The organism is Streptomyces apricus, assembly GCF_008369065.1.
GTDB classification, from domain to species: domain Bacteria; phylum Actinomycetota; class Actinomycetes; order Streptomycetales; family Streptomycetaceae; genus Streptomyces; species Streptomyces apricus.
Map to the genome: position 1 here is coordinate 43,477 of NZ_VDFC01000058.1, position 23,050 is coordinate 66,526.

Below are 23,050 nucleotides of genomic sequence, written 5' to 3' on the forward strand. Positions count from 1 at the left end.
AGAGCCAATGCAGTTGCTTTTGAGCTGGCTGGTCCGTTGACCTGCCCGTGGGGGCCGGGGTGCCCGTCGCGTACAGGTATCTTGACCATGGTGTTCACGCCGGAGGTCGTGGACACGGCTGTCGCCAAGTACGGGCGGGGTGAGCTGCGGCGCCGACTGCTTGCGGCCCGGCTGGTCGTGTAATTCGTGCTCGGGCTGTGTCTGTTCGCCCGGGAGTCGTACGAAGAGGTGATACGCATGCTGACCAGCGGCATGCCCGGCAGCCGAGCCCTGGCCCGGGTCAACCGATCGTCGCTGTGCCGGGCGCGGGTCCGGCTCGGTGAAGAGATGCTGGAAACGGTATTCCGGCAGGTAGCCGGCAGACCCGTGGCTCGTGCTCAACCGCCTTGGCCTCCCTACAGGTGGTCCCCCCTGCTGGGTGGTTCCGGAGGATGCATCCCGCCACCGTCCTTGATGTCCACTTCACAGGTGCGTCGGTCGTAGGACTGGTCATTGGGGATCAGCAACACTCCGGCAACCTGCTCAGGGTGCTCGACGGCGAGCCAGTCGTCGCCCGTGAGGGGATCGTCGGCCGGCCCGAACGCTTGGGACGAGGAAACCGTCTGACAGCCCAGCGCCAGACGCTCCTTGTCGACCGCGCAGGCGTCCACTGCGGGGTCGGAATATCCATCGGCGCCGTCGAAGCGGAAGTGGAAGTGGACCCGGTCACCTTCGGAGGGCACCTGCGGGTGCGGCCCAAGGCTCCAGTCGACGACCGCAGCGGTGACGCCGAGAGGCTGCCCATCGGTGTCCACGACCTGCACCCTGGCACCCGCCTTACCGCGCTCCGCCCGCGTGTCGGTGCAGCCCCAGGAAGAGCAGCCGGACAGGGCGAGAATCACCAGAGCCAGCGGGGCAACGGCGAATACCCGTGCGGGGAACACTGAGATGACCTCCGGTCGGGGTGGGCGGGGCAGTGTATCCCGGGGCCTGGCAGCTGCGGGTGTTGGCGGCGAGGCCGAAGCACAGATCGGGCGGACCCGGTCGATGGGGTGCCCAGACCTGAAGGGGAGCGGCCCTCATGCGCTGCTTCGCACGGGCGCAGCTCGCATGCTGTCGAGTGATCCCGAGTAACGGCTGTCGGATGGGCCGCAGCAATCCCTTTCGGCCTTGTGGACCGTGCCTTCGTGCTCTGGGACCGTGTGGTGATGACCGAGGGGGAGCGCGAGACTCTGGCCATCGCGCTGGACCATGCGTGGCGCTGGTATGAGAACCGCCGAAGCCGAGCGTTGACTCTGCTTCAAGTTCTCGTGTTGTGTCTCGCCATTTCGGGGGCCTTGTATGGCGCCGCGATCCAGGCGGAGATGTTCGGTTTGGCCGGCTTCGTAAGCGCGGGGACGGCAGGTATCTTCATTGCGGTTGAGCAGGAAGCCACACGGTGCCATCGATCGGCGGCGCTGGCTGCCGACGCAGTCGCCGAACTGCAGGACCGTCTCGCCGATGCACTGGGCACCGAGAAGATCCGCCTGCATCAAAGAGAGCTTGAGAGCCGGGCGGCCTCTCCCGAGTACCTTGGCCACGACTTCACCAAATGGGTGATGTACCTGAGCGTCGTGGTCGCTCTCTCAGGATCCGTCTATACCTGGTTCTTCCTGCCCTGACTTCCTGGTCTCGATTCTTTGCAAGAGCCCGCTGAAACCGGGCCGGGTCGTTACAGGGCAGGCCTCCAAGTCGTCAGCAGCCCTCAGCATCGGCGCGCCAAGACAGCTTGGCTGTTATGGCATTTGTCCGTTTCAGCCGAGCCAGATGATGTCGATGACGTACAGGCGCCCGGCCACACGGTTGATCCAGTAGACAGCGGTGAGGTGTCCGACCGCGGCCGCACGGACGTCCTCGCCTTCCCGGTCGCGGCTGTCGAAGGGCGGGAAGGACCACGGGTCGCGGCCGGCGATGTCCATCACATCGCGCAGCTCGGCGGTCCGGCGAAGACCGCCGAGCCGTCAAGGCGGACCTCGGTGAGGACGACGTCGAAGACCAGAAGCCGGGCCGCAAGCGCCATGGCCTCGACGTCGCGGCGCAGCAGCCCCGCCAGCGCATACCGGACAGCCCGGGCCCGCCGGAACCGCACCGCCCTCAGCGACACCGGGGCAAACGGTCGCCACCAACTCCCGCAGCAGACGCACCACATCACGGCCGGGCAGACAATCAGCACCTGGCCGGGCGGCCGTATCCCCCAGCTCAAGCTCGGCCAGCGCCGCGGCGGGCGCCGAGCCGGCGCCTGTAGCCGCGGCGACGCCGTGGGTGGTGCGCGCGCGTTCCGGCACTACCTGCAGGACCATGTGACCGGCCTGCCCGGCGTCCACCACATCCTTCAGCAACTCCTCGACCACCAGTCGGTTCCCATCCCGAGCCGTCGGCGGGAAGGCGCGCTCAGCAGGCCAGCAGTCGGCGCGCGAACCCGCTCTGCCCGGTCGGCGTCACAGACCGGACCGGGGCGGCGATGTACAGGAGCAACTGGCGGGCACCGGCCGAAAGCAAGGCACCGGCCAGGGGCCCGGCGCGGCAGACGGTGAAGGGCCGGACCGAGCGCGGTCCGGCCCTTCACCGTCTGCTACTGGTGTCAGCCGGGGCGGCCGATGTGGATGACCACGATGGTGACGGTGGCCTCGGTGATCTCGTACATGACCCGGTAGCGCCCCACGTGCATCCGGCGCAGGTCGGGAGAGCCGTAGGCGGTGCTGCCCTCGGGCCGGGGCTGGTCGGCGAGCAGGTCGACGGCGTCCATGGGCTGACGCAGCCCCTCGGTGTCGTCCTTGAGAAACCGGGCGGCCGCGTCGATGGCGGCTCGTCCCATCGGACTGTCGCTGCGCGAGCGCCCCTTCTGCGACGACGAACGCGGCACTGTGTACCGCAACGTCGTCGGCGTCCGCGTCACCTGCGACAGGGGGCAGCGAAAGTGCGTTCGCTACGACGCGGGTGTTGCTGCCGGGTGGAGTCGTGCGCCGTCGAGGAACAGGGCCAGGTGGCGCCGGTAGGCGTCGGGGGCGTCCGCGGTGGCGTCCATGATGCCGACGAGGGCGACCTGCAGGTACGTGATGTCCCGTGCGGTGATGTCGGGACGCAGGGTTCCCTGCCGGTGCGCGAGTTCGACCACCTGTTCCAGGCAGGGGTCGACGACGGCCCTGCACGCCTGCACGGAGGAGTAGTCCGAGCCGGCGGGACACATCAGGGCGCGCAGGCCGCGGTTGGTGGCCTGTAGGCGCATGGTCTCCTCCAGGTAGTCGACGAGTGCCGTCCAGGCGTCGCCCTGCTGCGCGGTGGCGCGGGCGCCGGCAGCGCCCACCGCAACGTCATCGAGGCCGCGCAGATCGCCGGCGTCGGCCACATCGCGTACGCCTCGATCCTTCACGCGGATACGAGCAGCAACCCGCTCGCCCCCGAGCACGCGGCCACCGAGCGGATCCTCGCCGAAAGCGGCATCCCCGCAACCATCTTGCGCAACGCCTGGTACCACGAGTTCTACACGCGCCTGCTGCCCGGCTACCTCGACGCGGGCGAGGTGACCGGTGCCACCGGGCGGGGCCGGATCTCGGGCGCCGCCCGCGCCGACTTCGCCGCCGCGGCCGCCGCCGTCCTCACCGCCGAGAGCATGGAGTCCCGCACTTACGAGCTCGGCGGGCCGTCCTTCACGCTCGCCGAGCTCACCGACACCATCAACACGGTGGCGGGCACCTCCCTGGTGCACCGCGACCTCACCGAGGCCCAGTACGCCGCCGAACTCCAGCGCTCCGGCCTGGACCCCGACTCCGCCCGGATGTTCGCGGCGTCCGACGCCTCCCTCGCCCGCGGCGAGATGCACACCGACTCCGACGACCTCGCCCGCCTCGTCGACCGCGAACTGCGCCCCCTCGCCGACACCCTGCGCCAGGCCTTCTGACCTGGCCGCGCGCCCGCACCTGAGCACACCCCCTTCAGGAGATTCCATGACCGCGCACGCCCGGTTCAACGGCAGGACCGTCGTCGTCACCGGCGCCAACGGATGGATCGGCGGCGCCATCGCCCGCCGCTTCGCCGCCGAAGGCGCCAACATCGTCGCCGCGGCACGGCGCCGTGACCTACTCGACGCGCTCGTCGACGAACTCGGCCCCGAACGTGCCCTCGCCGTGACCACCGACGTCACCCGCCGCGAGGACCTCGACGCCGCCATGCAAGAGGCGGCTGATCGCTTCGGCGGCATCGACGTCCTCGTCTCCAACGCCGGCAACAACTTCCCCCGCGCCTTCGAAGACCTCACCAGCGAGGACTGGCGCCACCTGATGGCCACCAACGCGGAGAGCACCTTCCTCGGCGCCCAGGCCGCCCTGCCCCACCTCAAGTACAGCCGCGGCAGCATCGTGAACATCGCCGCGACCAACGGCCTCGGCGGGGACCGGATGTTCTCGGCCTTCAACGCCGCCAAGGGAGCCGTCGTCAACTTCACCCGCGGCCTCGCCTTCGACCTCGGCGGACACGAGATCCGCGTCAACGCCGTCGCCCCCACCCTCACCGTCGCCGACGAACTCGCCGACACCCCGCCCGTCGACGCATGGCTCGCCAAGGCCGCGACGCGTCAGGCCCTCCCCGGACACGGCACCCCCGACGACGTCGCCGCGGCGGTCGCCTTCCTCGCCTCCGCGGACGCCCGGTTCTTCACCGGCGTCATCCTCCCCGTCGACGGCGGAGCGAGCGCCGCCAGCGGACAGGCCGAGTTCGTCTGACGCTCGCCCGGACCCGGCACGTCCCCGGTGCCACGACCGTGGTCCGGGGAACTTGTCGCGGGCGTGGATGCGGTAGAAGTCGCCGAATGCGGCGAGGACGTCGGCGCAGCGGATGAGGCGGAGGTTCGTTCACAGCTTCTCAGTCGGATTGGTGCCGCACTGTCCGCAGTCAGGGTTGCGGCCGGTTCGGGTCACGTGCGGCGGGGCAGYGCGGGGTGTAGTCGAGAAGGGGGAAGTGGCGGGCCCACTGGGCGCGGTTGATGGTGCCATGGATGTGGTCGCAGGCCTCGGCGAGGGCCCGGTCGAGGTCGGTGTACCAGATCTGGACGCTGTAGTGAGCGGTCACGGTCAGGAACGTGCCGTCTGTCTTGAGATAGCGCACTTCCTTGACCGTCCCGCGGGGGTTGGTGAGGTGGGCCAGCTGGGCGGGGTGTGTGCGGTCGCTCACGTCCCAGACGTTCACCGCTCCGTCCACGCCGACGGTCACCGCCGTGCGGCCGTGGGAGGCGAAGGCCACGCTGGTGACGATGTCGGCGTGTCTCGCCAGCTCGCCCAGCTCACGGTGGCGGGGAAGATCGCTGACGTCCCACAGCTTTGCGGTGTGGTCGTCGCTGCCGCTCAGCAGGGTACGGCCGTCCGGGCTGTAGGCGAGGGCGTCCACGGCATCTCGGTGCCCCTTAAGGACGGCGATGAGGGCAGCGTGGTGTGGGTCGCCCACGTCCCAGATGCGGACGTCGTGGCCGTCGGAACCCGAGGCCAGGGTTTTTCCGTCGGGGCTGAAGGCCACAGGTTTGACGTTGCGGGCGTGCCCGGTGAGCTTGTCGAGCATGCGGGGGCGTGCCGGGTGAGTGATGTCCCAGAGCCGGATGGTGTCGTCGTAGCTGCTGGTGGCGGCGGTGCGGCCGTCGTGGCGCACGGCGACGGAGTAGACGACATCGGTGTGCCCCGTCGGCTGCTTCGACAGCAGCGTGGGGTGTCGGGGATCGCTCACGTCCCACAGCCAGAGCACACGGTTGCTGTCCGCACCGAGCAGCGTGTTGCCGTCGGGGGTGAACTGGATCGGGCCGAGGCCGGCTGCGCCGGCGTCGGTGACGCCGAGTCGGCGGGGCCGGCGTGGGTTCTCCATGTTCCACAGGACGATGTGCGAGGCGTCGGCCATGGCGAGCGTGCGGCCGTCGGCGGTCACGGCCGGTGCGTGCCCGGCCGGTGTGTGGTCGGCCGCTGTGTGCCCGATCTGTTGGGGGCTGGTCATCCTGGGGCCGATCGACGCGACGGACAGGGCACTGAGCAGGGCGTCCCGGGTGTCTTTCTGTGCGGTCTGGCGGTAGGAGGCCAGGGCGATCTGGACGGCCAGTGACGGTTTGTACGGGCTGAGGCGCACGGCTTCGTCGGCGGCCCGCAGGGCCACGGTCTCATTACGCTGCCGGGTGACGGTGTTCTGTGCCTGTACGGCAAAACCGGCAGCTGCCACGGCGGACACGAGAAGGACGACCAGCGCTGTGACCAGGCGGCGTAGTCGGCGTAGTCGGTGGCGGTCTCGCTGCTGTGTCTGCCGTGCCGCCGACTCGCCGGCGTCGAGGAAGGCGCGTTCCCGGGCGGTCAGCGCCTGCGGCGGGAGGTCCTTCGCGGCGGTGAGGCGCACTCCGCGGTACACGGTGTCGGGGTCCTGGTCCAGGGACTCCCAGAGCGTGGTGGCCTCGGTGAGCGCGCGGTGCACGCGTTCCTGGTCGCGGTCCTCCTCCAGCCAGCCCGCGAGCCGGGGCCAGCAGCGGATCAGTGCCTCGTGGGCGATCTCCACATGGTCGCCGTCGGCGCTCAGCAGCCGGATACGGGTGGCCTGCTCGAAGACATACTCCGTGTCGGGACTGCTGTCGAGTTCCCGGCGCGGTACCCGGCGTTTGGTGTCCTCAGTGCCCTCGCCCAGTGCGACGAGCCGCAGGAACAGCCGCCTCGCGGCCTGCTGCCGGCTGTCGTTCAGGAGACGGTGGAACTCCTCCGCGGTCTGGGTCAGTGCGCCCTCGAAACCGCCCGCCGCCCGGTATCCGGTCAGGGTGAGGGTGTTGCCCCGCCGTCGGCGCCAGGTCTCCAGCAGCGCGTGCGACAGCAGGGGCAGCGCGCCCGGCCTGCCGTGGGCGTCGGCAGTGAGGGCCGTCAGCAGGGCACTTTCGATGATGAGCCGGGAGCGGGCGGCGGGCTGGACGATCGCCGCCCTGAGTTCCTCGGTGGTCATCGGGCCGACGGGATGCTGGGTGTGGGGCAGCGTGTCGACAAGGCCGGGTAGCCGTGTGCAGTGTGTGTAGAAGTCGGACCGTACGGCAATGGCGACCCGCGTGCGACTGTCGGGAGCCTGTGCCGCGTGCAGGAGCGCATCGACGAACCGTTCCCGTTCCCGCGCGTCGCGGCAGACGGTGAACACTTCCTCGAACTGGTCCACGACGAGGAGCAGTTCGTCGGCTGCGGAGCCTGCCTCCTGCTGCTTGGCGATGATGCTGCGCACGATCCGGTGAAGGGCGTGCGGCTCGGCCATGAGTGCGCTGCGCACCGGCTCAGGAGAGGTGCCGGCCCGGGCGGCCAGCCGGACGGCGCATTCCTCCAGCGGATGCGGGCCGGGTGTGAGGACCAGTGAGGAAGCACCGGAAAACGCGGGAAGCACACCTGCGTGCAGCACGGACGACTTACCGGAGCCTGATGCCCCGAACAGCACAAGAAGCCGTTTTTTCTTCAAGTGTTCGACGAGGATGCCGGTGAGTTTCTCCCGGCCGAAGAAAAAGCCGGCATCGGCTTGCCGGAACGCTGCCAGGCCGGCATAGGGAGGCTGCACTGCGCCCTTTTTCCCGTCCTGCGCGCCCACCTCGGCCGACGGGTACGTGCCGGTGCACGCGTCAGCTGTCCGTTGCCAGATCAGCTTCCATTCCCTCTCGTCACCGCCGCAGGCGCGGACATAAGCGAGGGTGACGGCCAAGCTGGGCAGTTGACGTCCCCCCGCAGCCGAGGACAGCGTCGCGATCCCGTAGTGCGTGTTCCGTGCGAGATCCCGGTAGGTGGGACGACCGGCCTGTTCCCGCAGTTTCCGCAAACGTGCAGCGAATTCGAACAGCGGACCGCCGTCCGGGTCCAAAGGACTTTCCCCCCGTGGCACACGCCCACCCCAGCTCGGTAAAAAGGATTGTTCGGCATCTGTTTGTTCACCGTCGGCCGACCGGTTCTGAACAACAGATTAGCGGCTACAAAAGGTGCATCAGGTCCCGCACCGAGGACCGGACGAACGGAAAGAGGAATCCCATGAAGAAGCGAATGCTGGCCGCGTCCCTCGTGATCAGCGGGATGGCACTGATTGCCGGACCCCTCACACAGACCGGGCAGGCCGCGGAGTCCGCCACCTCGGCCCATGCCGTGCAGCGGGCCATCGTCTGCACCGTCAACGACGACGGGGTCAACTTCCGTGGCGGTCCCGGCCCCGAGTACGCGGTTCTGGGCAAGGTGAACAAGGGCCAGCAGCTCAACCACCTCGAGACGAAGGGCGACTGGGTCAAGGGAGACCTGGTGAACGGGCGCACCGGCGTGTGGATCCACACCACCTACCTCGACGGCTGCTGACGAGACCGTCCCACAGGTACTGCGGGGTGCCGTCACCGTGTGTGGCGGCACCCCGCCCTCCCGGAGCCGACAGCCGGTGCCACGGGCCGGAATCCGGATCCGTCCGGGCTGTGGCTMCCGGACAAGGAGCACATGCCGCGGGGCTCCGGCTCCCGCAGGGCACACACCCACGGTCGCGCAGGCACCGGCCGGCATGTCCACTCACGGACACCGCGGCTGTCCAGGTCCTGCCCCTGCCCCTGCCCTTGTCCCTCTCCTCTCCTCTCCTCTCCTCTCCTCTCCTCTCCCCTCCTCTCCTCTCCTCCCGCAGGACCCCGCCCCACAGCTCCCGGACGCGGCGCCCGCCGCGCCGGCGACGGCCCCTGTGCCGTTCTCGTCGGGGAACTACGAGTTCACCAACCTCAACCACACGAACGAGGCGTACCGCGACAAGGCGGTGCGGATCATCGACCTGCTGCGCAAGCACGGCACGATCCGGGACTACGTCGGCGGTCGCCCCGTCCGCATCACCCTGCACGTGCGGACGACGGAGACCCCGGCCGACGTGATCGACCACGGCGACGCCGGCGTCGACATCAACCTCGCGAGCTACTACTTCGAGAAGTACGACATCGGTTACATCATGGGGATGCTGTCGCACGAGATCGGCCTGCATCCCCTGGCCTCGCGGGACACGAGCATCCCGGACGAGGAGAACATGATCGCCGAGATGCCGTTGGCCGTGCCGGGGCTGACGCATCTGGCGCAGCCGCGGATGATGAGCACCGAGGGCGCGGGCCAGGCCGACCACATCATGGCCGCGTTCCCCAGCAGCACCCGGCACCGCATCTACCGGGACATCGTCCTGGAGATGGCCAGGATCCTGGAACAGGACGTGCAGGCGGGCGAGGAGGGCGCCAAGGCCAAGGACGTCACCGATCTCATCGACACCTACCTCATGGACCTGGCCTCGATCGCGCTGACCAACGACCACCGGACGAACGCGGCCAAGGAACCCAGCTACACGGCGAAGGTCTACAACGCCTACAAGCAGCTGTTCCTGGCCCAGGTCCAGTCGACGGGAGCCACCTCGCTCCAGGTCCTCATGCCGTCCGACAAGAGCATGTTCGGCGTGATGAACGACTTCCGGCGCATCGCCACCTACGTCGCGATCGGCAACAACGGCGACAGCATCCAGCGGGTCGGATCGGCCTGAGGGACGGGGGAGTGACGACCGGTCAGATCAGACCGGCGCGTATCGCGTACGAGACCGCGTGGGCGCGGTTGCGGGTCCGGGTGCGCTTCATCGCGCCGTGCAGGATGTACCTGACCGTGCGCTCGGAGTAGGAGAGCGCCGCCGCGATCTCGTCCACCTGCTTCCCCTCCGCGATCAGGCGCAGCACGTCCACCTCGCGGGAGGTGAGTTCGGGCGCGGGCGTGGGCGCGGGCGCGGTCCGGGGCCGGGCGGCGACGGACCGTCCGTCCGTGTCCCCGGCATCCCCGGCGTCCCGGGCGTTCCCGGAGTCCCCGGCGAGCCGCACCGGCGGGGCCCCGGTCTCGCGGACGGTACGACCGCCAAGGCCGGGGCGACCGGAGTGACCGGTAAGGCCGGGGCGACCGGTGCGAGCCGTACGGCCGACGCGGTCGGCGCGGTCCGCGCGGCCGGCCGCCGCGAGGACCGAGCGGGTGAAGACGTCCGGGCTGCAGAAGTCCCACCAGACGACGGCACGCACGCCCCGTCTTCGCGCGGCCGCGGCGTCGGCCCGCCACTGCCTGCCCACCACCACGAGGAAGCGCGCGCCGGGTTCGTCGCACAGGCGCGGGAGCAGGTCCAGGGCGGAGGTGTCCGCCACGTCCAGGACGACCACGATCACGTCGGCCTCCCGGATCCTGTCCCGCGGCAGCTCGTCGAGGCGCGGGTCCAGGGCGACGAAGGTGGCCAGCCCGGCGCGGACGTGCGGGGTGGACGCGTGGATGACCACGCGCACGGTCCCGTTGAGTACCTGCTGAGGCATGCGCCCTCCCGACTCCCGACCGCGCGCCCGTGGGGAAGTGCCGTCACCCATACGGAATGTGGGCGTCCATGAGGAATGTGGCCGTCCGCGCGGTTCGGGGCCGATCGTGCCACCCGCGGGGCCCGGACTTCCGTGCCACGGGCCGGACGCCCCACAACCGAGGGAAACCTGGCGCGAGTCGCCGACCCGCCCGTGCGCGTCCGCCGCCTGCGGGTTTGCCCCCTCGGCCCGCCGGTCCGGCCGTGCGGGCATCCCGGAGAGGTCCCCGAAGGTCTCGGAAGGCCCCGGGCGAAGGAGGTGCGCGAGAACTCGCTGTACGGACCGGCAAGGTTCGCGGCGATCCCTTCACGGCGACGCGGAGCCGGACGATCATGGCCGCGAAGCGCGTTCCGGCGCGTTCCGGTGTGCTCCGGATGCGGAGTGTGCGTCGGGCCGAACCGCTGGTGGGCCGTCCCGGCGGACGGCCGCGCATGCCTCCGTACGCCTCCGTACCCGGCCGGCGCACCGCGCAGGAGCGGAGCGCGTGCGCCCGGTCCGCGCGGAGTCCACCGGTGGTCCGGCGCGACCCGGGGAACAGCGCTGACCGGTCCTCGGGACGGCTCACCAGCGGTTCGGCCCGGGGCCACTCCTGCCACCCTCTAGCAACAAAGGTAGTCGCATGATCACGTTCCTCGTCCTGTTCGTGGTGCTGGGCCTGGCGCTGCTGGGCGCCGCCGTCGTGCTCACCCGCCGCAGGCGCGGCCCCTCCGCCGCACCGGCGGCCCGCACCGCCGGGCCCGGGGCCGACCGGAAGGTGCTCGACACGGTCGCCCTGGGGCTGCAGGCCGTGGCCGAGGGACGCGCGCGCAGCGGGCGCCCGCTGCCCGACCTGCACACCGTCGTGCACTCGGGACGGCGGATGACCCTGCAGCTCGCGCAGGCCGACACGGCGGCGCCCTCGCCCTGGACGTCGGACGTCTCCGGCAAGGAATGGCTGCTCGACCCGGAGAACCTGCGCCGCACCGGCACCGGCACCGGCACCGGGGGCGACGGGCCCGCGCACCCGTACTCCCTGACGGTCACCCTCGGCCTGCACCGGGGCGACCGCGTGCTGGTCGACCTCGCGCAGCTCCCGGGCACGATCGCCCTGACCGGCGACGACATGGAGGTGCTGCGCCTGGCGCAGGCCCTCATCAGCGAGATCGTCTCGGGACCGGTCGGGCGGCTGGCGACGGTCGTCCTGGTGGGTTCGGCGACGACCCCCTCGGTGACGGACGGAGTGGTCACTCGGTCGCCCCGCCTGCGCACCGCGGCCACCCGCGAGGAGGCGCTCACCCACGACGAGAACGACAAGAGTGACAGGAACGACGGCAACGGCGCCATGGACCGCGGCAAGAACGCGGACGCCGCCGGGACCTACGGCCGACGACTGTTCGTGGTCACCGCCGCCCAGTTCCGCGACGAGAGATGGGCGGACGCCCCGCTGCGCGCGACCGACGTGCTGCTGGTCCTCGGTTACATCACCGACGCGGTCTGGCACCTCGCGGTGAACACCGACGGCTCCCTGGACACCGGACGGCTCGGCGTACCCGTCGACACCCACACCGCCCGCTTCGCCGGCCCGGCCGACCTCTGACCCGCCCCCGAAAGCCCGCCCGCGAAAGCCCTCCGACCGGTGACGGCGTGCGTTCCGTCACCGGCTCGCGGACGGCCCGCGCTCGGGGGCGCCGTACGCACGCGCGTCCGTGCCGGGCGCCCCGGCCAGTGCCCCGGCCGGCACCAGGCCGCGGTCGGCGAGGCTCCCGTCCAGCCAGGCCGCGGTCAGCTCCGCCCGTGAGCGGCACCCGACGCGCTGGAACAACCGCGTCAGCCGCCGCTCCACGGTCTTCTCGCTCGACGCCAGCCGCGCCGCGATCTGCCGGTTGGTCGCCCCGTCGCTGACCATCGCGGTCAGCCTGACGTCCTCCTCGCTCAACGGCTCCCCGGCGGGGCGGAGCCTGGGCAGTACGAGGCTGCGGCGCCGGGCCATGTGCCCGAGCGTCGTACGGGTGGCGCGTCCGATGCCCAGTTCCTGCGCGATGCGGGAGGCCTCCGCCAGGTGCCGGTCCTCGTCCTCGTCCTCGCCGATCTCCACCAGGGACAGGAGGCAGAGCAGTCCCATGTACACGTCGCCCCGTTCCCGTACCGACCCGAGGACGGCCAGCGCCCGGTCCGCGTCACCGTGCACCAGGGCCCGGCCGAGGACCACCGCCTCGCGCGTCATGGGGGAGTCCGCCTCCGCGTGCAGGGACTCCAGTTCGTCCAGCGCCTCCCGCATGAGCCGCGGCATGTCTTCCAGCAGAGCGTAGGTCAGACATCGCAGCAGCACCCTCTCCACGCCCGCGAGCAGTCCGCTCCCGCGCGCCCGCCGTACGTCCTCCCGCGCGCTCTCCAGGGCCTGCACGCCCTGACCCGACCAGTACCGCAGGCCCAGTCGCGCCCAGGCGACCAGCGGGTGGGCCACGGTGCCGGGGACCAGGTCCAGCCAGGCCCGGGCGTGCCCCAGTTCCCCGCGTGCGCAGTGGATCTCGGCCGCCAGCGCGCGGGCCGCCTGGGACGGGCCCGCCCCGGTGCCGCGCGTACGGCTGCGCGCCTCGATCCGGCGGGCGGACGCCAGGGCCCCGTCCCAGTCACCGGCCAGGTAGGAGCCGAGCATGGCGTGGTACCGCGCGGCGGTGCTGTCACCCGCCCCCGCGTAGCGGTCGCCGAGCACGGTGGCCAGGGCGTCGGCCAGGTCGGCGTGCGCGGCCGCGTTCCGCAGCCGGTCCAGGTCGTGTACGCCGTACGCGTCGGGCGGCAGCGCGCGCAAGGTGTCCAGCAGGCCGGCCCGGTCGCCCGCGGCGGCGGCCGCCAGCCGCAGTTCGGCGGGCGAGGGCAGCGGCCCGGAGCCGCAGACGCGTCCAAGAGCCGGTACGGATGCCGATGCCGCGACCGGGACCGAGGCCAATGCCGGAGCCGGACCGGTCCCGGCCCCGCTCCCCGGACGGAACGTCCCCGCACCGGTCCCGTACGCCACGCCCAGGGCCGCGAACCCGGCTGCGACCGGCAGGCGTTCCAGCGCACGCGGGCCCCGGGCACCGCCGCCCGGGCCGTACGGCAACCGGTGCTCGTGCAGCGCCGCCAGCGCCCACACCCCGGTGACGTACGCCGACAGGTCCCGGTCCTCCCCAACGGGTGCGGCATCCAGCCGGGCGTCCAGCCGGGCGAGCAGCGGTCCGCCCAGCGCCAGCGCACCGGGGTGGTCGCTGTGCCGCAGGCTCAACTCGGCCGACTCGCACAGCACATGCGGTGTCCTCGGATCGTGCGGCGCCAGCCGCCGCAGCGCCGAGGCGTAGGCGCGCACCGAGCGCGGCCAGTCGGACCTGGCGTCCGTACGGGCCGCCGCGAGCAGGACGTCCACCGCGAGCGCGTCGTCCAGCAGGGACCCGGCGGCCGTCACGTGCTCCGCCAGGCGGGGGTGGCCGCCCCCGGCCGCCCGCGCACCGAGCCGGTCGGTCAGCGAGCGGACGATGAGGGCGTGCAGCGCCGACACGTCGTGGTGGGTCGGCAGCGCGCGCAGGGCCGCCGCGAGCGCCGGGACGGCGAACGACGCCCGGCCGTCCCCGTCCACGGTCAGGATGCCGTCGCCGGCCAGCGAGGTCACGGCCCGGTCGACGAGGCCCGCCCGCCGGGGACCTCCCGGCTTCAGCCGGTGCAGGTCGTCGAGCCGTATCTCGGCGTGTTCGAGGGTGCGGGCCACCGCGGCGGCCGCCTCCAGGGAGGCCCGGTCCGGCGGGCCGCCCGGCAGGCAGAGCCGACCCAGCCGGGCCACGTCCGTGGTCAGCCGCAGCGCCTGTTCCGGGCCGGTCAGGCACACGTGGCCGCCGAGTTCGAGGAGGGCGCCGTGCTCGTCCAGGGAGTCCAGTACCGACAGCACGGCCTCCGGGACGCCCGCCATCGGGCCCAGTGCGCCCAGGATCGCCGTCACCAGCGCGGGCTCGACCGGGCGGCCGAGCCGCCGTACGACCAGGGCCTCGACGTCGGCGGGGCGCAGCGGTGGCAGGGTGAGCAACCGGTCGACGGCTGAAGGGAGTTGGGAGGAACCGCCGGTCCCGGAGCGTGTCGGCCGCCCGGCCGCCACCATCGGTACGCCGGCCGGACGGAAGACGCGGAACAGCAGGCCGAGCGCGGATGCCGTGGGCACCGGCAGCCGCTCGACGTCGTCGACCATCAGCGCGAAGCGGGTGTCGCGCGCCGCGTCCGCGAGCACCTCGCCGAGGGCGGACAGCAGCGACAACTCGCCCTGAGAGCCGTTCGACCCGTGCGAGCCGTAAGACCCGCGCGAGCCGTGCCGTTGCCGTTGCGGCGGCGGTGTGCGGCGGGCGGTCCCGGGACCGCCGGGGGCCGTGCCCCGACGGCCGTGCACCGTCCCGAGTGCGCTGTGCACGGCCTCCGCCAGGGCGACCGCACCGGGCGGCGTGCCCCCGTCGTCGTGGCAGCGCAGCCGCAGCACCCTGGCGCCCTCCTCGGCCGCCGCTCGCCGGGCCTGCTCCAGCAGGGCGGTCTTGCCCGTCCCGGCCGCGCCGACGACCAGCAGGGTGCGGGCCCCGGCGCCGGTGGACCGCAACGTCCTCGCCACCTCCCGGAGTTCGCTGTCCCTGCCGATGACAGGTCCGCCGACAGGTCCGCCGTCCCGCACGCCCGCTCCTCCTGGTCAGGGGCCCGCCCGCGAACGGTCGGCCGTGAGGGAACGGCCGCAGGCCGTCGACCATAATGACGGTCGCCGGTCGAAGGTTCGAACACAGGGTCGGCCGACGGCGCCCCGGTGCGCGGTGCGCCGTCGCCCGCCCGGCGCACGAGTCGAAGAGAGCACGGTGGACATGACCGTCCCGCCCGGATCACCCTCGCTCCACGGGGGTGTGGCCGTGGGCCCGGACCACGCCGACACCCGACCGGTCGGCCGTGAGCGGGAGTCGGACGAGGCCCACCGCCGCCTGAGCGATCCGGACGGGCCGCGTCTCGTGCTCGTACGCGGTGAACGGGGCGTGGGGCGCACCGCGTTCGCGCACGCCGTCGCCGAACGGCTGCGGGCCGCCGGGGCGACCGTGCTCGCACTGGACTGCGTGCCGGGCGACGACACCCGGCCGCTGCTGCTCGCGCTGCGGCTGGTCATGGCGCTGACCGAGCACCGGCGGCAGGCCAGGACCGTCACCGAGGCGGTACGGGCCGCCGAGCAGCACGACGGAGCGGCGATGGCGGGACTGCTGCGCGCCGCTCTGGCGCAGGCCGGGGGAGCGGTGCCCGTGGTCGTGGTGCTGGACGACCTCCAGCACGCCGACGCCGAGTCCCTCGCCCTGCTCCAGGAGACCGACTTCCCCCGACTGCCTCCTGGCGTAAGCCTGTTGGCCACCGCAGTGGGACGCGGCGGCGGGCCGGGCCTGCAGGACGCCCACACGATCGTCCTGCCCGCCCTCGGACCGGACGCGACCACCGCGATGGTGGCCCGGCGGTTGCGCGCCACGCCGGACACGGGTCTCGCCCGGCGCGTACGGGAGCTGACCCTCGGCGTCCCCGGGGCGGTGGACGCGCTGCTCACCGGCTGGATGCGGGACGGAGCGGTCAGGGTGGCCGACGGCCACGCCTTCGTCGGCGCGCGGACCCCGGCGCCGGTCCTGCCGGACGACGACCGGTTCGTGACGGCGCTGGAGGCGCTGGGCGAGCCGTGCCGCACGGTGGCCGGGGCGCTGAGCATCCTGTGGCCGCTCGGCGGACGTACCGCGGAACTGATCGCGGCCGCGACCGGGCTGTCCGCCGGCGCCGTCGGCGACGGACTCCGGGACCTGGTCGCGGCGGAGATCGTCGAGCACCTGCCCGGACCCGCTCCCACCCCGGGCGAACCGGGCAGACCGAGGTCGCACGGACCGCACGGACCGCACGGAACGCACAGACCGGGACCGGACGGACCGGAACCGGACGGACCGGAACCGGACGGACCGGGCGGGCGCAACCGTCTCCCCCTCGTAGCGCACGCCGTGCGGGAGCGGCTCGGGCCCCTGGAGCGCGGCCGGCTGTCCGCCACCGCGGCCGAGGCCCTGTGGGCGGCCCGGGACGCGGCGGGCGGCACGTACGGGGAGGGGCCGCCGGTGGTGGACCTGCTCGACGAGCCGGACGCGGTGGCCCACCTGGCGGACCGGGTCGCGGAGGCCGGCTCCCTCGTCGACCGCGACCGCGCGGTCGCCGAACTGACGGCCGCGGCGCGGCGGCTGCACCCGGACCCCGAGGGCCGGGGGGTGCTCCGGTGGTGCCGGGCGGTCTGCCACCTCGTCGAGCGGCCCGCCGACCGTGTGACGGCCCTGCACCGGTACGCCAAGGCCGCCTACAACGCGGGGGACCACCGGACCGCGCGGACCATCGCGGAGTCGGTCCTGCGCGACCTGGCGGACGTCCTGGACCCGTTGTCCCTGCAGGACGTCGCCGTCCTCTTCACGGCGGCGACGGCCGACGACCTGGACCGGCGGGCGCTGTCCCGGCTGACCACGGAGCGGTGGTGGGCGCAGCTGCCGCTGCCCGACCTGGTCGCGGTGACCGGCCGGGCGCTCGCCCTGGGCCGGCTGGAGAGGTGGCACGAGGTACTGGACCTGCTGTCGCGGACCGAGCCGGTGTGGGGCGCCGAAGCCCGTACCCGGGCGAAGCCCGCCTACTTCCGGGCCGTCGCGGAGCTGGCGCTGGGCCGGCCGGAGCGCTTCCGGGCCGCGCTAGCCCTCCCGGAGGCGCCGTACCTCGATCCCGGCCACGTCCACGCGCTGGCGACCACCATGGTCGACGAACTGCTCAGCGGCCGGGACCTGCGCGCGGCGGAGGCCCTGCTGGCCGAGCGGGGCCTGACCGCCGACGTGCTCGCCCCGCACAGCCTGTTCCTCTGGCACCACCTGCGCGGCAGGTGGGACGAGGCACTGGAGCCGGCCCGCTGGATGCTGGCGAACGACCGGACCGCCACGCCCACGGCGGCCGCCCACCTCGTTCCCGCGCGGACCGCGGCCGTCCTGCTGGCCCGGGGCCGCCCCACGAGCGCCCGCCGTCTCCTCGACGCCGCGCGGGGCCGCCCCGGAGGCCCGCTGGAGTACGCGCTGGACGCCGTCGAGGCCGACGTGCTGCGGGCCCTGGGCGACCCGGCGGGCGCCGCCGGGGCGCTGCGCCGCGGCCTGGACGCGGCCGACGCCCGGGGACACGTCGCCGGCACCGGCGAACTGTGGGCCTCGCTGGCCGAGGTGCACGCGGAGGAGGGGCGCCCCGGGGAGGCGGCGGCCTGCCTCGGCCGGCTGGAGCGGCTCGCAGGACTGCCGGACGGGGGCAGGACACGGCTGACGTACCTGCTGGCGTCGGCGCGGGTGCTGCGGCCGGACGACCCCGCCACCGCGCACCGGAGGCTGCGGGAGGCGGTGGAGCTGGCCCGCGCGCGCCGCCAGCCGTTCGAGACGGCGGTGACCCTGGTCGCCGCCGCCGGTGCGGGCGCGGGCCCGCCCGGGCTGCTGCACGAGGCGTACGAGCTGTTCGGGACGGCCGGCGCCGCGCTGTCGCGCTTCCGCACCCGGGCCGCGATGCGGGAGGCCGGCACCGCGGTGCCGGGGCGCCGGCAAGCCACCGTGGAGAACGAGCGCCTGCTCGCGACGCTGATCGCCGAAGGGCTCACCAACCGCCAGGTGGCCGCGGTGCTGCGGCTCAGCGAGGACGCGGTCGCCAACCGCCTCACCCGGCTGTTCACCCGCACCGGGCTGCGCTCCCGCACCGAGGTCGTCACGGCCGTCCTCACCCCGCACCACCCGGTCGGTCTCAGGGACGGCCCGGACGGCTCCTGAGGCGGCCGGGTTAGCCTGTGCCGTGACCGGTTGCCCTTCCCCCGCCCGGCCCGCGCGATGAGCGCCGCCGGCTCCTTCCCGCTCGGCGCGGCGACCACGCTCGCCGAACTCACCCGGGACCCCCACGCGCGCCTGGCGCTGCTGCGCGCGCACGAGCCCGTCTCCTGGCTGCCCGAGCTGGGCGGCTGGCTGGTGACCCGCCGCGACCTCGCACTGAGCGTGATGCGGGACGACGAGGCCTTCACGGRCGACGACCCCCGCTTCTCCACCGCGCAGGTCGTCGGCCCGAGCATGCTGTCCCTGGACGGCGCGGCGCACGCCCGCCACCGCGAGCCCTTCACCGCCCCCTTCCGGCCCCGGGCCGTGCACGAGGGCTTCGCGGCCTTCATCGAGAAGGAGACCGACCGCCTCCTGACCGACCTGGCACCGGCCGGCGCCGCCGACCTGCGGCGCGCGTTCGCCGGGCCGCTCGCGGTCGCCGTCGTCACCGAGGCGCTCGGCCTGGCCGGCACGAGCACGGCCACGGTGCTCTCCTGGTACGACTCCATCGTGGCGTCGGTCTCGGACATCACCGCCGGACACGCGGCGGGGCCCGCGGGGACCGCCGCGTACGCCGAGCTGCGGGCGGCGGTGGAGGCCACCGTCGCCGACCGGGACGCCTCCTCGCTCCTCGGCTCCGCCGCCGGGCGGCTGAGCGTGCCCGAGGTGGCCTCCAACGCCGCGATCCTGATGTTCGGCGGCATCGAGACCACCGAGGGCATGATCACCAACGCGCTGCTGCACCTGCTGGGCGACCCCGGCCAACTGGCCCTCGTGCAGGCCGATCCGGACCTGCTGGACGGCGCGATCGAGGAGTCGCTGCGGCTGGAACCCGGCGCGGCGGTCGTGGACCGCTACGCCACCCGGGACACCGTCCTCGGCCCGGCCGCGATCCGCCGGGGCGACCTGGTCACCGTCTCCCTGAGCGGCGCCAACCGCGACCCGGACGTCTTCCCGGACCCCGACCGGTTCGACGTCCGCCGCGCCAACGCGCGTCTGCAGCTGGCGTTCGCGCACGGCCCGCACTACTGCCTCGCCGCGCACCTGGCCCGCCTTGAGGCCCGCATCGCCCTGCGGCACCTGCTCGAACGCCTCCCCGCCCTGCGCCTGGACCCGGACCGCCCCGCCGCCGCGCACGGCCTGGTCTTCCGCAAACCCCCGGCCCTGCACGTCCGGTGGGACCGCTCCGGGCACCGGGCGGCGCCGCCCGGTTGATCTCCGTCCGGCTCATTGCGGTCTGGTGCGAATCGTCCGAGTCTGGTCGTACGTTCCGCACGGCTGGGGAGGACGGGCGATGACGACGAACAGTGGCAGTGGCAGTGGCAGCGGCGGCGACGGCGCCGGTGGCGCTCCGGACGCCGAGCGGCGGCGGCTGGCCGAGGCCGACGAGGGCACGGCGCCCTGGCGGCGCTGGGGGCCGTACCTGAGCGAACGCCAGTGGGGGACGGTCCGGGAGGACTACAGCCCCGACGGCGAGGCCTGGTCGCACTTCACCCACGACCAGGCGCGCTCGCGCGCGTACCGCTGGGGCGAGGACGGCATCGCCGGTGTCAGCGACGAGAAGCAGCGGCTCTGCTTCGCCCTGGCCCTGTGGAACGGCCGTGACCCGATCCTCAAGGAGCGGATGTTCGGCCTGACCAACAGCGAGGGCAACCACGGCGAGGACGTCAAGGAGTACTACTTCTACCTCGACAACACGCCCACCCACTCGTACATGAAGTTCCTCTACAAGTACCCGCAGGACGAGTTCCCCTACGGCGACCTGGTCGCCACCAACGGGGCCCGGGGCCGGCGCGACTTCGAGTACGAGCTGCTGGACACCGGCGTCTTCGACGCGGACCGTTACTTCGACGTGTTCGTCGAGTACGCGAAGGCCGGTCCCGAGGACCTGCTGGTGGAGATCACCGCGCACAACCGCGGCCCGCAGGAGGCCGCGCTCCACCTGCTGCCGACCCTCTGGTTCCGGCACACCTGGTCGTGGGCCGGCGGCACGGCCGTACCGGAGCTGCGGCGGATGCCCGGCGGGATCCTCGCCGAGCACGAGGAGCTGGGCACCCGCCGGCTGTACTGCGACGCGGACGCGCCCGCGCTGTTCACCGGCAACGAGACGAACGACGAGCGGATCTTCGGCACCCCGAACTCCTCCCCGTACGTCAAGGACGGCATCGGCCGGTACGTCGTCCACGGGGACACGTCGGCCGTCGACCCCGCCGGGACCGGCACCAAGGCGGCCCTGCACAGCGTGCTCACCGTGCCCGGCGGCGGGAGCGTACGCCTGCGGCTGCGGCTGACCGACGGCGAGCTCGCCGACCCCTGGGCGGAGTTCGGGCCGGTGATGGACGCGCGCCGGGCGGAGGCCGACGCCTTCTACGAAGGGATCGCGCCCGACGGGATGGGCGAGGACGAGCGCCGGCTGGTGCGGCAGGCACTGGCCGGGATGCTGTGGAGCAAGCAGTACTACCACCTGGACGTGGAGCGCTGGCTGGCCGAGCACGGCGTCGACCCGCTCGGCGCCGACCCCCGCATCCGCAACAGCGCCTGGTACCACATGGTCAACGACGAGATCATGTCGATGCCGGACACCTGGGAGTACCCCTGGTTCGCCGCCTGGGACCTGGCCTTCCACACCCTCGCGCTGGCCATGGTCGACATCGGGTTCGCCAAGGGCCAGCTCGACCTGCTGCTGCGCCGCCTCTACCTGCACCCCAACGGCCAGATCCCCGCCTATGAGTGGAACTTCGGCGACGTCAACCCGCCGGTGCACGCCTGGGCGACGCTCTTCGTCTACGAGCTGGAGAAGCACCGCACCGGGCACGGCGACCGCGCCTTCCTGGAGAACGCCTTCCAGAAGCTGATGAAGAACTTCACCTGGTGGGTCAACCGCAAGGACGTCGACGGCAACAACGTCTTCCAGGGCGGCTTCCTGGGCCTGGACAACATCGGCGTCTTCGACCGCAGCGCGCCCCTGCCGACGGGCGGGCACCTCGACCAGGCGGACGGCACCGCCTGGATGGCGCTCTACTGCCAGAACCTCCTGGAGATCGCCATCGAACTGGCCGCCGACAACCCGGTGTACGTGGAGCAGGCGCAGGCGCTGTTCGAGCACTTCGCGTGGATCGCGGTCGCCACCAACCGCGTCGGCAAGGACAACGAGAGCCTCTGGGACGAGGAGGACGGCTTCTTCTACGACGTCCTGCGGCTGCCCGACGGCGAGGCGGTCCGGCTCAAGGTGCGCTCCCTGGTCGGGCTGATCCCGCTCGCCGCCACCAGTGTGGTCGGCGGCTGGACCGACGTGCGCTTCCCCGAACTGATCGAAGGAGCCCGGGAGTTCATCGACCGCCACCCCGCCGTGCAGGCCGTCGTGTCCTCGAACACCGCGGGTCCCGGGGTGCGCGGCCGGCACCTGTTCGCCCTGTTCGGCGAGGACCGGCTGCGGCGCGTCCTGGCCCGGCTGCTCGACGAGGAGGAGTTCCTCGGCCCGTACGGCATCCGCTCGCTCTCCCGCCACCACGCCGCGCACCCGTACACCTTCCAGGTGCGGGGGCAGACGTACGGCGTCGGCTACCTGCCCGCCGAGTCGGACTCGGGCATGTTCGGCGGCAACTCCAACTGGCGCGGCCCGGTGTGGTTCCCGGTCAACATCCTGCTGATCCGCGCCCTGCTGAACCTGCACGCCTACCACGGCGAGGGCTTCACCGTGGAGTGCCCGACCGGCTCGGGCCGCCGGATGAACCTCTACGAGGTCGCCCACGAGCTCTCCGACCGGCTCACCGCGACGTTCCTGCGCGGCCCCGACGGGCACCGCCCGGTGCACGGGGCCCAGGCGAAGTTCGCCAAGGACCCGCACTGGAAGGACCTGCTGCTGTTCTACGAGTACTTCCACGGCGACAACGGCGCGGGGCTCGGTGCCTCCCACCAGACCGGCTGGACCGGCCTCGCCGCCGTCACCGCGACCCTCTTCCACCTGGTCGGCGCCGACGACTGGGGCGCCCTGCGGGAGGAGCCCCTGTCCTGACGGCGCCGCCGGTCCCGGCCCTCAGCGGCCGGGACCGGGAGCCCCCGCGCGCAGGCCGTCCATGACGAGGTCCAGGAGGCGGTCCGCGCGCCCCTGCCAGTCCCCGTGGGGGTCGAGCTGCCACAGGCCGGCGATGGCGAGGAGGAAGTCGTCCCCGGTCAGCCCCGGCCGGATGGTGCCCGCCTCCTCGTTGGCCCGCAGCAGCAGTTCCGCCGCGGACGTCACCGGGGTGTGGCCGGGCTTGGCGGGGCCGCCCGGCGCGCTGGTGGCCTGCCGGATCGCGTCCGCCAGGCCCGCCTTGGTCATGGCGAACCGGGCGAGGTGGTCCATCCACGCGCGCAGGGCCCGGTCGGGCTCGTGGGTGCAGAGGAGCTCGGCCGCGGCGTCGGCGACCTGCTGCATCTCGTGACGGTAGATCTCCAGGACGAGCGCCTCGCGGTTGGGGAAGTTGCGGTAGAACGTGCCCTGCCCGACCCCCGCCTTCTTGGCGATCACGCTGAGCGGGGCGTCCGGGCAGCGGGTCAGTTCGGCCACCGCCACCTCCAGGATGCGCTCGCGGTTGCGCTGCGCGTCGGAGCGCAGCGGTGCGTCCTTCTTCTGCTGCACTCGTCCTCCTCGTGGGGTGTGGCCGAATAACGTCCTTGCTAAGCGGACAGGTGTCCACTACGTTTTTCGGGGAGCGGACAGTTGTCCGGTTAGGTGCACCTTACCGGCTGACGTCCCGCGCGGACAGCCGTGCCCGCAGGCAGCGGCCCGCCCTGCCTGCATCCTGCACGCTTCCGGGCCGCCGCCGCTACGCACGGCGCCGTCTTCCTC

The 23,050-nt window shown here is 72.8% G+C and carries 20 protein-coding genes; 11 read left to right on the forward strand and 9 right to left on the reverse strand.

Translation table 11 applies throughout. The features are described 5' to 3' along the window. The first annotated feature begins 87 nt into the window (after positions 1-87). Together FGF04_RS41900 and FGF04_RS42160 are read left to right on the forward strand one after the other, a co-directional pair. A complete protein-coding gene (locus tag FGF04_RS41900; protein WP_149514839.1) occupies positions 88-183 on the forward strand; it encodes a transposase domain-containing protein in 96 nt (31 codons plus the stop codon). A 3-nt stretch (positions 184-186) separates the two neighbouring features. Continuing rightward, the gene (locus FGF04_RS42160; protein ID WP_149514840.1) at positions 187-483 is read left to right on the forward strand and encodes a transposase domain-containing protein; all 297 of its coding nucleotides are present in this window, start codon (positions 187-189) and stop codon (positions 481-483) included. Here the strand turns inward: FGF04_RS42160 and FGF04_RS31830 are convergent. Continuing rightward, on the reverse strand, positions 396-923 hold the full coding sequence (locus tag FGF04_RS31830; protein WP_188114319.1) for a hypothetical protein: 528 nt from the start codon (positions 921-923) through the stop codon (positions 396-398). The two genes, FGF04_RS42160 and FGF04_RS31830, sit on opposite strands and share 88 nt — an antisense overlap. Positions 924-1,166: 243 nt before the next feature. On the opposite strand from FGF04_RS31830, the gene FGF04_RS31835 reads away from it, so the two are divergent. Then, positions 1,167-1,640 carry a hypothetical protein gene (locus FGF04_RS31835; protein ID WP_149514842.1) on the forward strand — a complete coding sequence of 158 codons (474 nt, stop codon included), beginning with the start codon at positions 1,167-1,169 and terminating at the stop codon, positions 1,638-1,640. Positions 1,641-1,772: 132 nt separating this feature from the next. On the opposite strand, the gene FGF04_RS40325 is transcribed toward FGF04_RS31835, so the two are convergent. From FGF04_RS40325 to FGF04_RS31850, 4 genes are all read right to left on the reverse strand, one after another. After that, a complete protein-coding gene (locus FGF04_RS40325) occupies positions 1,773-1,940 on the reverse strand; it encodes a hypothetical protein (RefSeq protein ID WP_188114320.1) in 168 nt (55 codons plus the stop codon). Next, positions 1,937-2,122 carry a hypothetical protein gene (locus FGF04_RS31840; protein WP_149514843.1) on the reverse strand — a complete coding sequence of 62 codons (186 nt, stop codon included), beginning with the start codon at positions 2,120-2,122 and terminating at the stop codon, positions 1,937-1,939. The genes FGF04_RS40325 and FGF04_RS31840 overlap by 4 nt, the downstream gene beginning before the upstream one ends. 477 nt (positions 2,123-2,599) lie before the next feature. Continuing rightward, positions 2,600-2,833 (reverse strand): type II toxin-antitoxin system RelE family toxin, encoded by a 234-nt coding sequence (locus FGF04_RS31845; protein WP_149514844.1) that lies wholly within the window; start codon positions 2,831-2,833, stop codon positions 2,600-2,602. A gap of 111 nt (positions 2,834-2,944) precedes the next feature. Then, the gene (locus FGF04_RS31850) at positions 2,945-3,388 is read right to left on the reverse strand and encodes an SbtR family transcriptional regulator (protein ID WP_149514845.1); all 444 of its coding nucleotides are present in this window, start codon (positions 3,386-3,388) and stop codon (positions 2,945-2,947) included. Between the two features lie 84 nt (positions 3,389-3,472). On the opposite strand from FGF04_RS31850, the gene FGF04_RS31855 reads away from it, so the two are divergent. Continuing rightward, the gene (locus FGF04_RS31855; RefSeq protein ID WP_149514846.1) at positions 3,473-3,916 is read left to right on the forward strand and encodes a Rossmann-fold NAD(P)-binding domain-containing protein; all 444 of its coding nucleotides are present in this window, start codon (positions 3,473-3,475) and stop codon (positions 3,914-3,916) included. A gap of 46 nt (positions 3,917-3,962) precedes the next feature. Next, the gene (locus FGF04_RS31860; RefSeq protein WP_149514847.1) at positions 3,963-4,736 is read left to right on the forward strand and encodes an SDR family NAD(P)-dependent oxidoreductase; all 774 of its coding nucleotides are present in this window, start codon (positions 3,963-3,965) and stop codon (positions 4,734-4,736) included. Positions 4,737-4,905: 169 nt separating this feature from the next. Here FGF04_RS31860 and FGF04_RS31865 read toward each other — a convergent pair whose 3' ends face one another. Next, the gene (locus FGF04_RS31865; protein ID WP_149514848.1) at positions 4,906-7,875 is read right to left on the reverse strand and encodes an nSTAND1 domain-containing NTPase; all 2,970 of its coding nucleotides are present in this window, start codon (positions 7,873-7,875) and stop codon (positions 4,906-4,908) included. Between the two features lie 143 nt (positions 7,876-8,018). Here FGF04_RS31865 and FGF04_RS31870 point away from each other — a divergent pair, with 143 nt between their 5' ends. Continuing rightward, entirely contained in the window at positions 8,019-8,333 is a 315-nt protein-coding gene (locus FGF04_RS31870) for an SH3 domain-containing protein (protein WP_149514849.1), read from the forward strand. A 364-nt stretch (positions 8,334-8,697) separates the two neighbouring features. After that, complete coding sequence (locus FGF04_RS31880; RefSeq protein ID WP_149514851.1) at positions 8,698-9,528, forward strand: hypothetical protein; 831 nt, start codon at positions 8,698-8,700, stop codon at positions 9,526-9,528. A gap of 22 nt (positions 9,529-9,550) precedes the next feature. Here FGF04_RS31880 and FGF04_RS41905 read toward each other — a convergent pair whose 3' ends face one another. Beyond that, positions 9,551-10,327: a helix-turn-helix transcriptional regulator gene (locus tag FGF04_RS41905; RefSeq protein ID WP_328596424.1), complete on the reverse strand. Its 777-nt coding sequence runs from the start codon at positions 10,325-10,327 to the stop codon at positions 9,551-9,553. 658 nt (positions 10,328-10,985) lie between these two features. On the opposite strand from FGF04_RS41905, the gene FGF04_RS31895 reads away from it, so the two are divergent. Next, a complete protein-coding gene (locus FGF04_RS31895) occupies positions 10,986-11,942 on the forward strand; it encodes a hypothetical protein (RefSeq protein ID WP_149514852.1) in 957 nt (318 codons plus the stop codon). A gap of 57 nt (positions 11,943-11,999) precedes the next feature. Here the strand turns inward: FGF04_RS31895 and FGF04_RS31900 are convergent, their stop codons facing one another. Beyond that, a complete protein-coding gene (locus FGF04_RS31900) occupies positions 12,000-15,023 on the reverse strand; it encodes a LuxR family transcriptional regulator (RefSeq protein ID WP_149514853.1) in 3,024 nt (1,007 codons plus the stop codon). 181 nt (positions 15,024-15,204) lie between these two features. Between FGF04_RS31900 and FGF04_RS31905 the strand changes: the two genes are divergently transcribed. The 3 genes from FGF04_RS31905 to FGF04_RS31915 all read left to right on the forward strand — a co-directional run bounded on the left by FGF04_RS31905 (position 15,205) and on the right by FGF04_RS31915 (position 22,234). Next, entirely contained in the window at positions 15,205-18,180 is a 2,976-nt protein-coding gene (locus FGF04_RS31905; protein WP_149514964.1) for an AAA family ATPase, read from the forward strand. Positions 18,181-18,237: 57 nt separating this feature from the next. Continuing rightward, complete coding sequence (locus FGF04_RS31910) at positions 18,238-19,434, forward strand: cytochrome P450 (RefSeq protein ID WP_149514965.1); 1,197 nt, start codon at positions 18,238-18,240, stop codon at positions 19,432-19,434. Between the two features lie 79 nt (positions 19,435-19,513). Beyond that, positions 19,514-22,234, forward strand: a complete 2,721-nt coding sequence (locus FGF04_RS31915) for an MGH1-like glycoside hydrolase domain-containing protein (RefSeq protein ID WP_149514854.1) — start codon at positions 19,514-19,516, stop codon at positions 22,232-22,234. 21 nt (positions 22,235-22,255) lie between these two features. Here the strand turns inward: FGF04_RS31915 and FGF04_RS31920 are convergent, their stop codons facing one another. After that, on the reverse strand, positions 22,256-22,840 hold the full coding sequence (locus tag FGF04_RS31920) for a TetR/AcrR family transcriptional regulator (RefSeq protein WP_149514855.1): 585 nt from the start codon (positions 22,838-22,840) through the stop codon (positions 22,256-22,258). Positions 22,841-23,050 lie beyond the last annotated feature (210 nt).

Excerpts from the sequence above, each read along its gene's own strand:
- FGF04_RS31870 (WP_149514849.1), top strand. The coding sequence starts at position 8,019 with ATGAAGAAGCGAATGCTGGCCGCGTCCCTCGTGATCAGCGGGATGGCA.
- FGF04_RS31915 (WP_149514854.1), top strand. The coding sequence starts at position 19,514 with ATGACGACGAACAGTGGCAGTGGCAGTGGCAGCGGCGGCGACGGCGCC.
- FGF04_RS31845 (WP_149514844.1), bottom strand. The coding sequence starts at position 2,833 with ATGGGACGAGCCGCCATCGACGCGGCCGCCCGGTTTCTCAAGGACGAC.
- FGF04_RS41900 (WP_149514839.1), top strand. The coding sequence starts at position 88 with ATGGTGTTCACGCCGGAGGTCGTGGACACGGCTGTCGCCAAGTACGGG.
- FGF04_RS31895 (WP_149514852.1), top strand. The coding sequence starts at position 10,986 with ATGATCACGTTCCTCGTCCTGTTCGTGGTGCTGGGCCTGGCGCTGCTG.
- FGF04_RS31905 (WP_149514964.1), top strand. The coding sequence starts at position 15,205 with ATGACCGTCCCGCCCGGATCACCCTCGCTCCACGGGGGTGTGGCCGTG.
- FGF04_RS41905 (WP_328596424.1), bottom strand. The coding sequence starts at position 10,327 with ATGCCTCAGCAGGTACTCAACGGGACCGTGCGCGTGGTCATCCACGCG.
- FGF04_RS31860 (WP_149514847.1), top strand. The coding sequence starts at position 3,963 with ATGACCGCGCACGCCCGGTTCAACGGCAGGACCGTCGTCGTCACCGGC.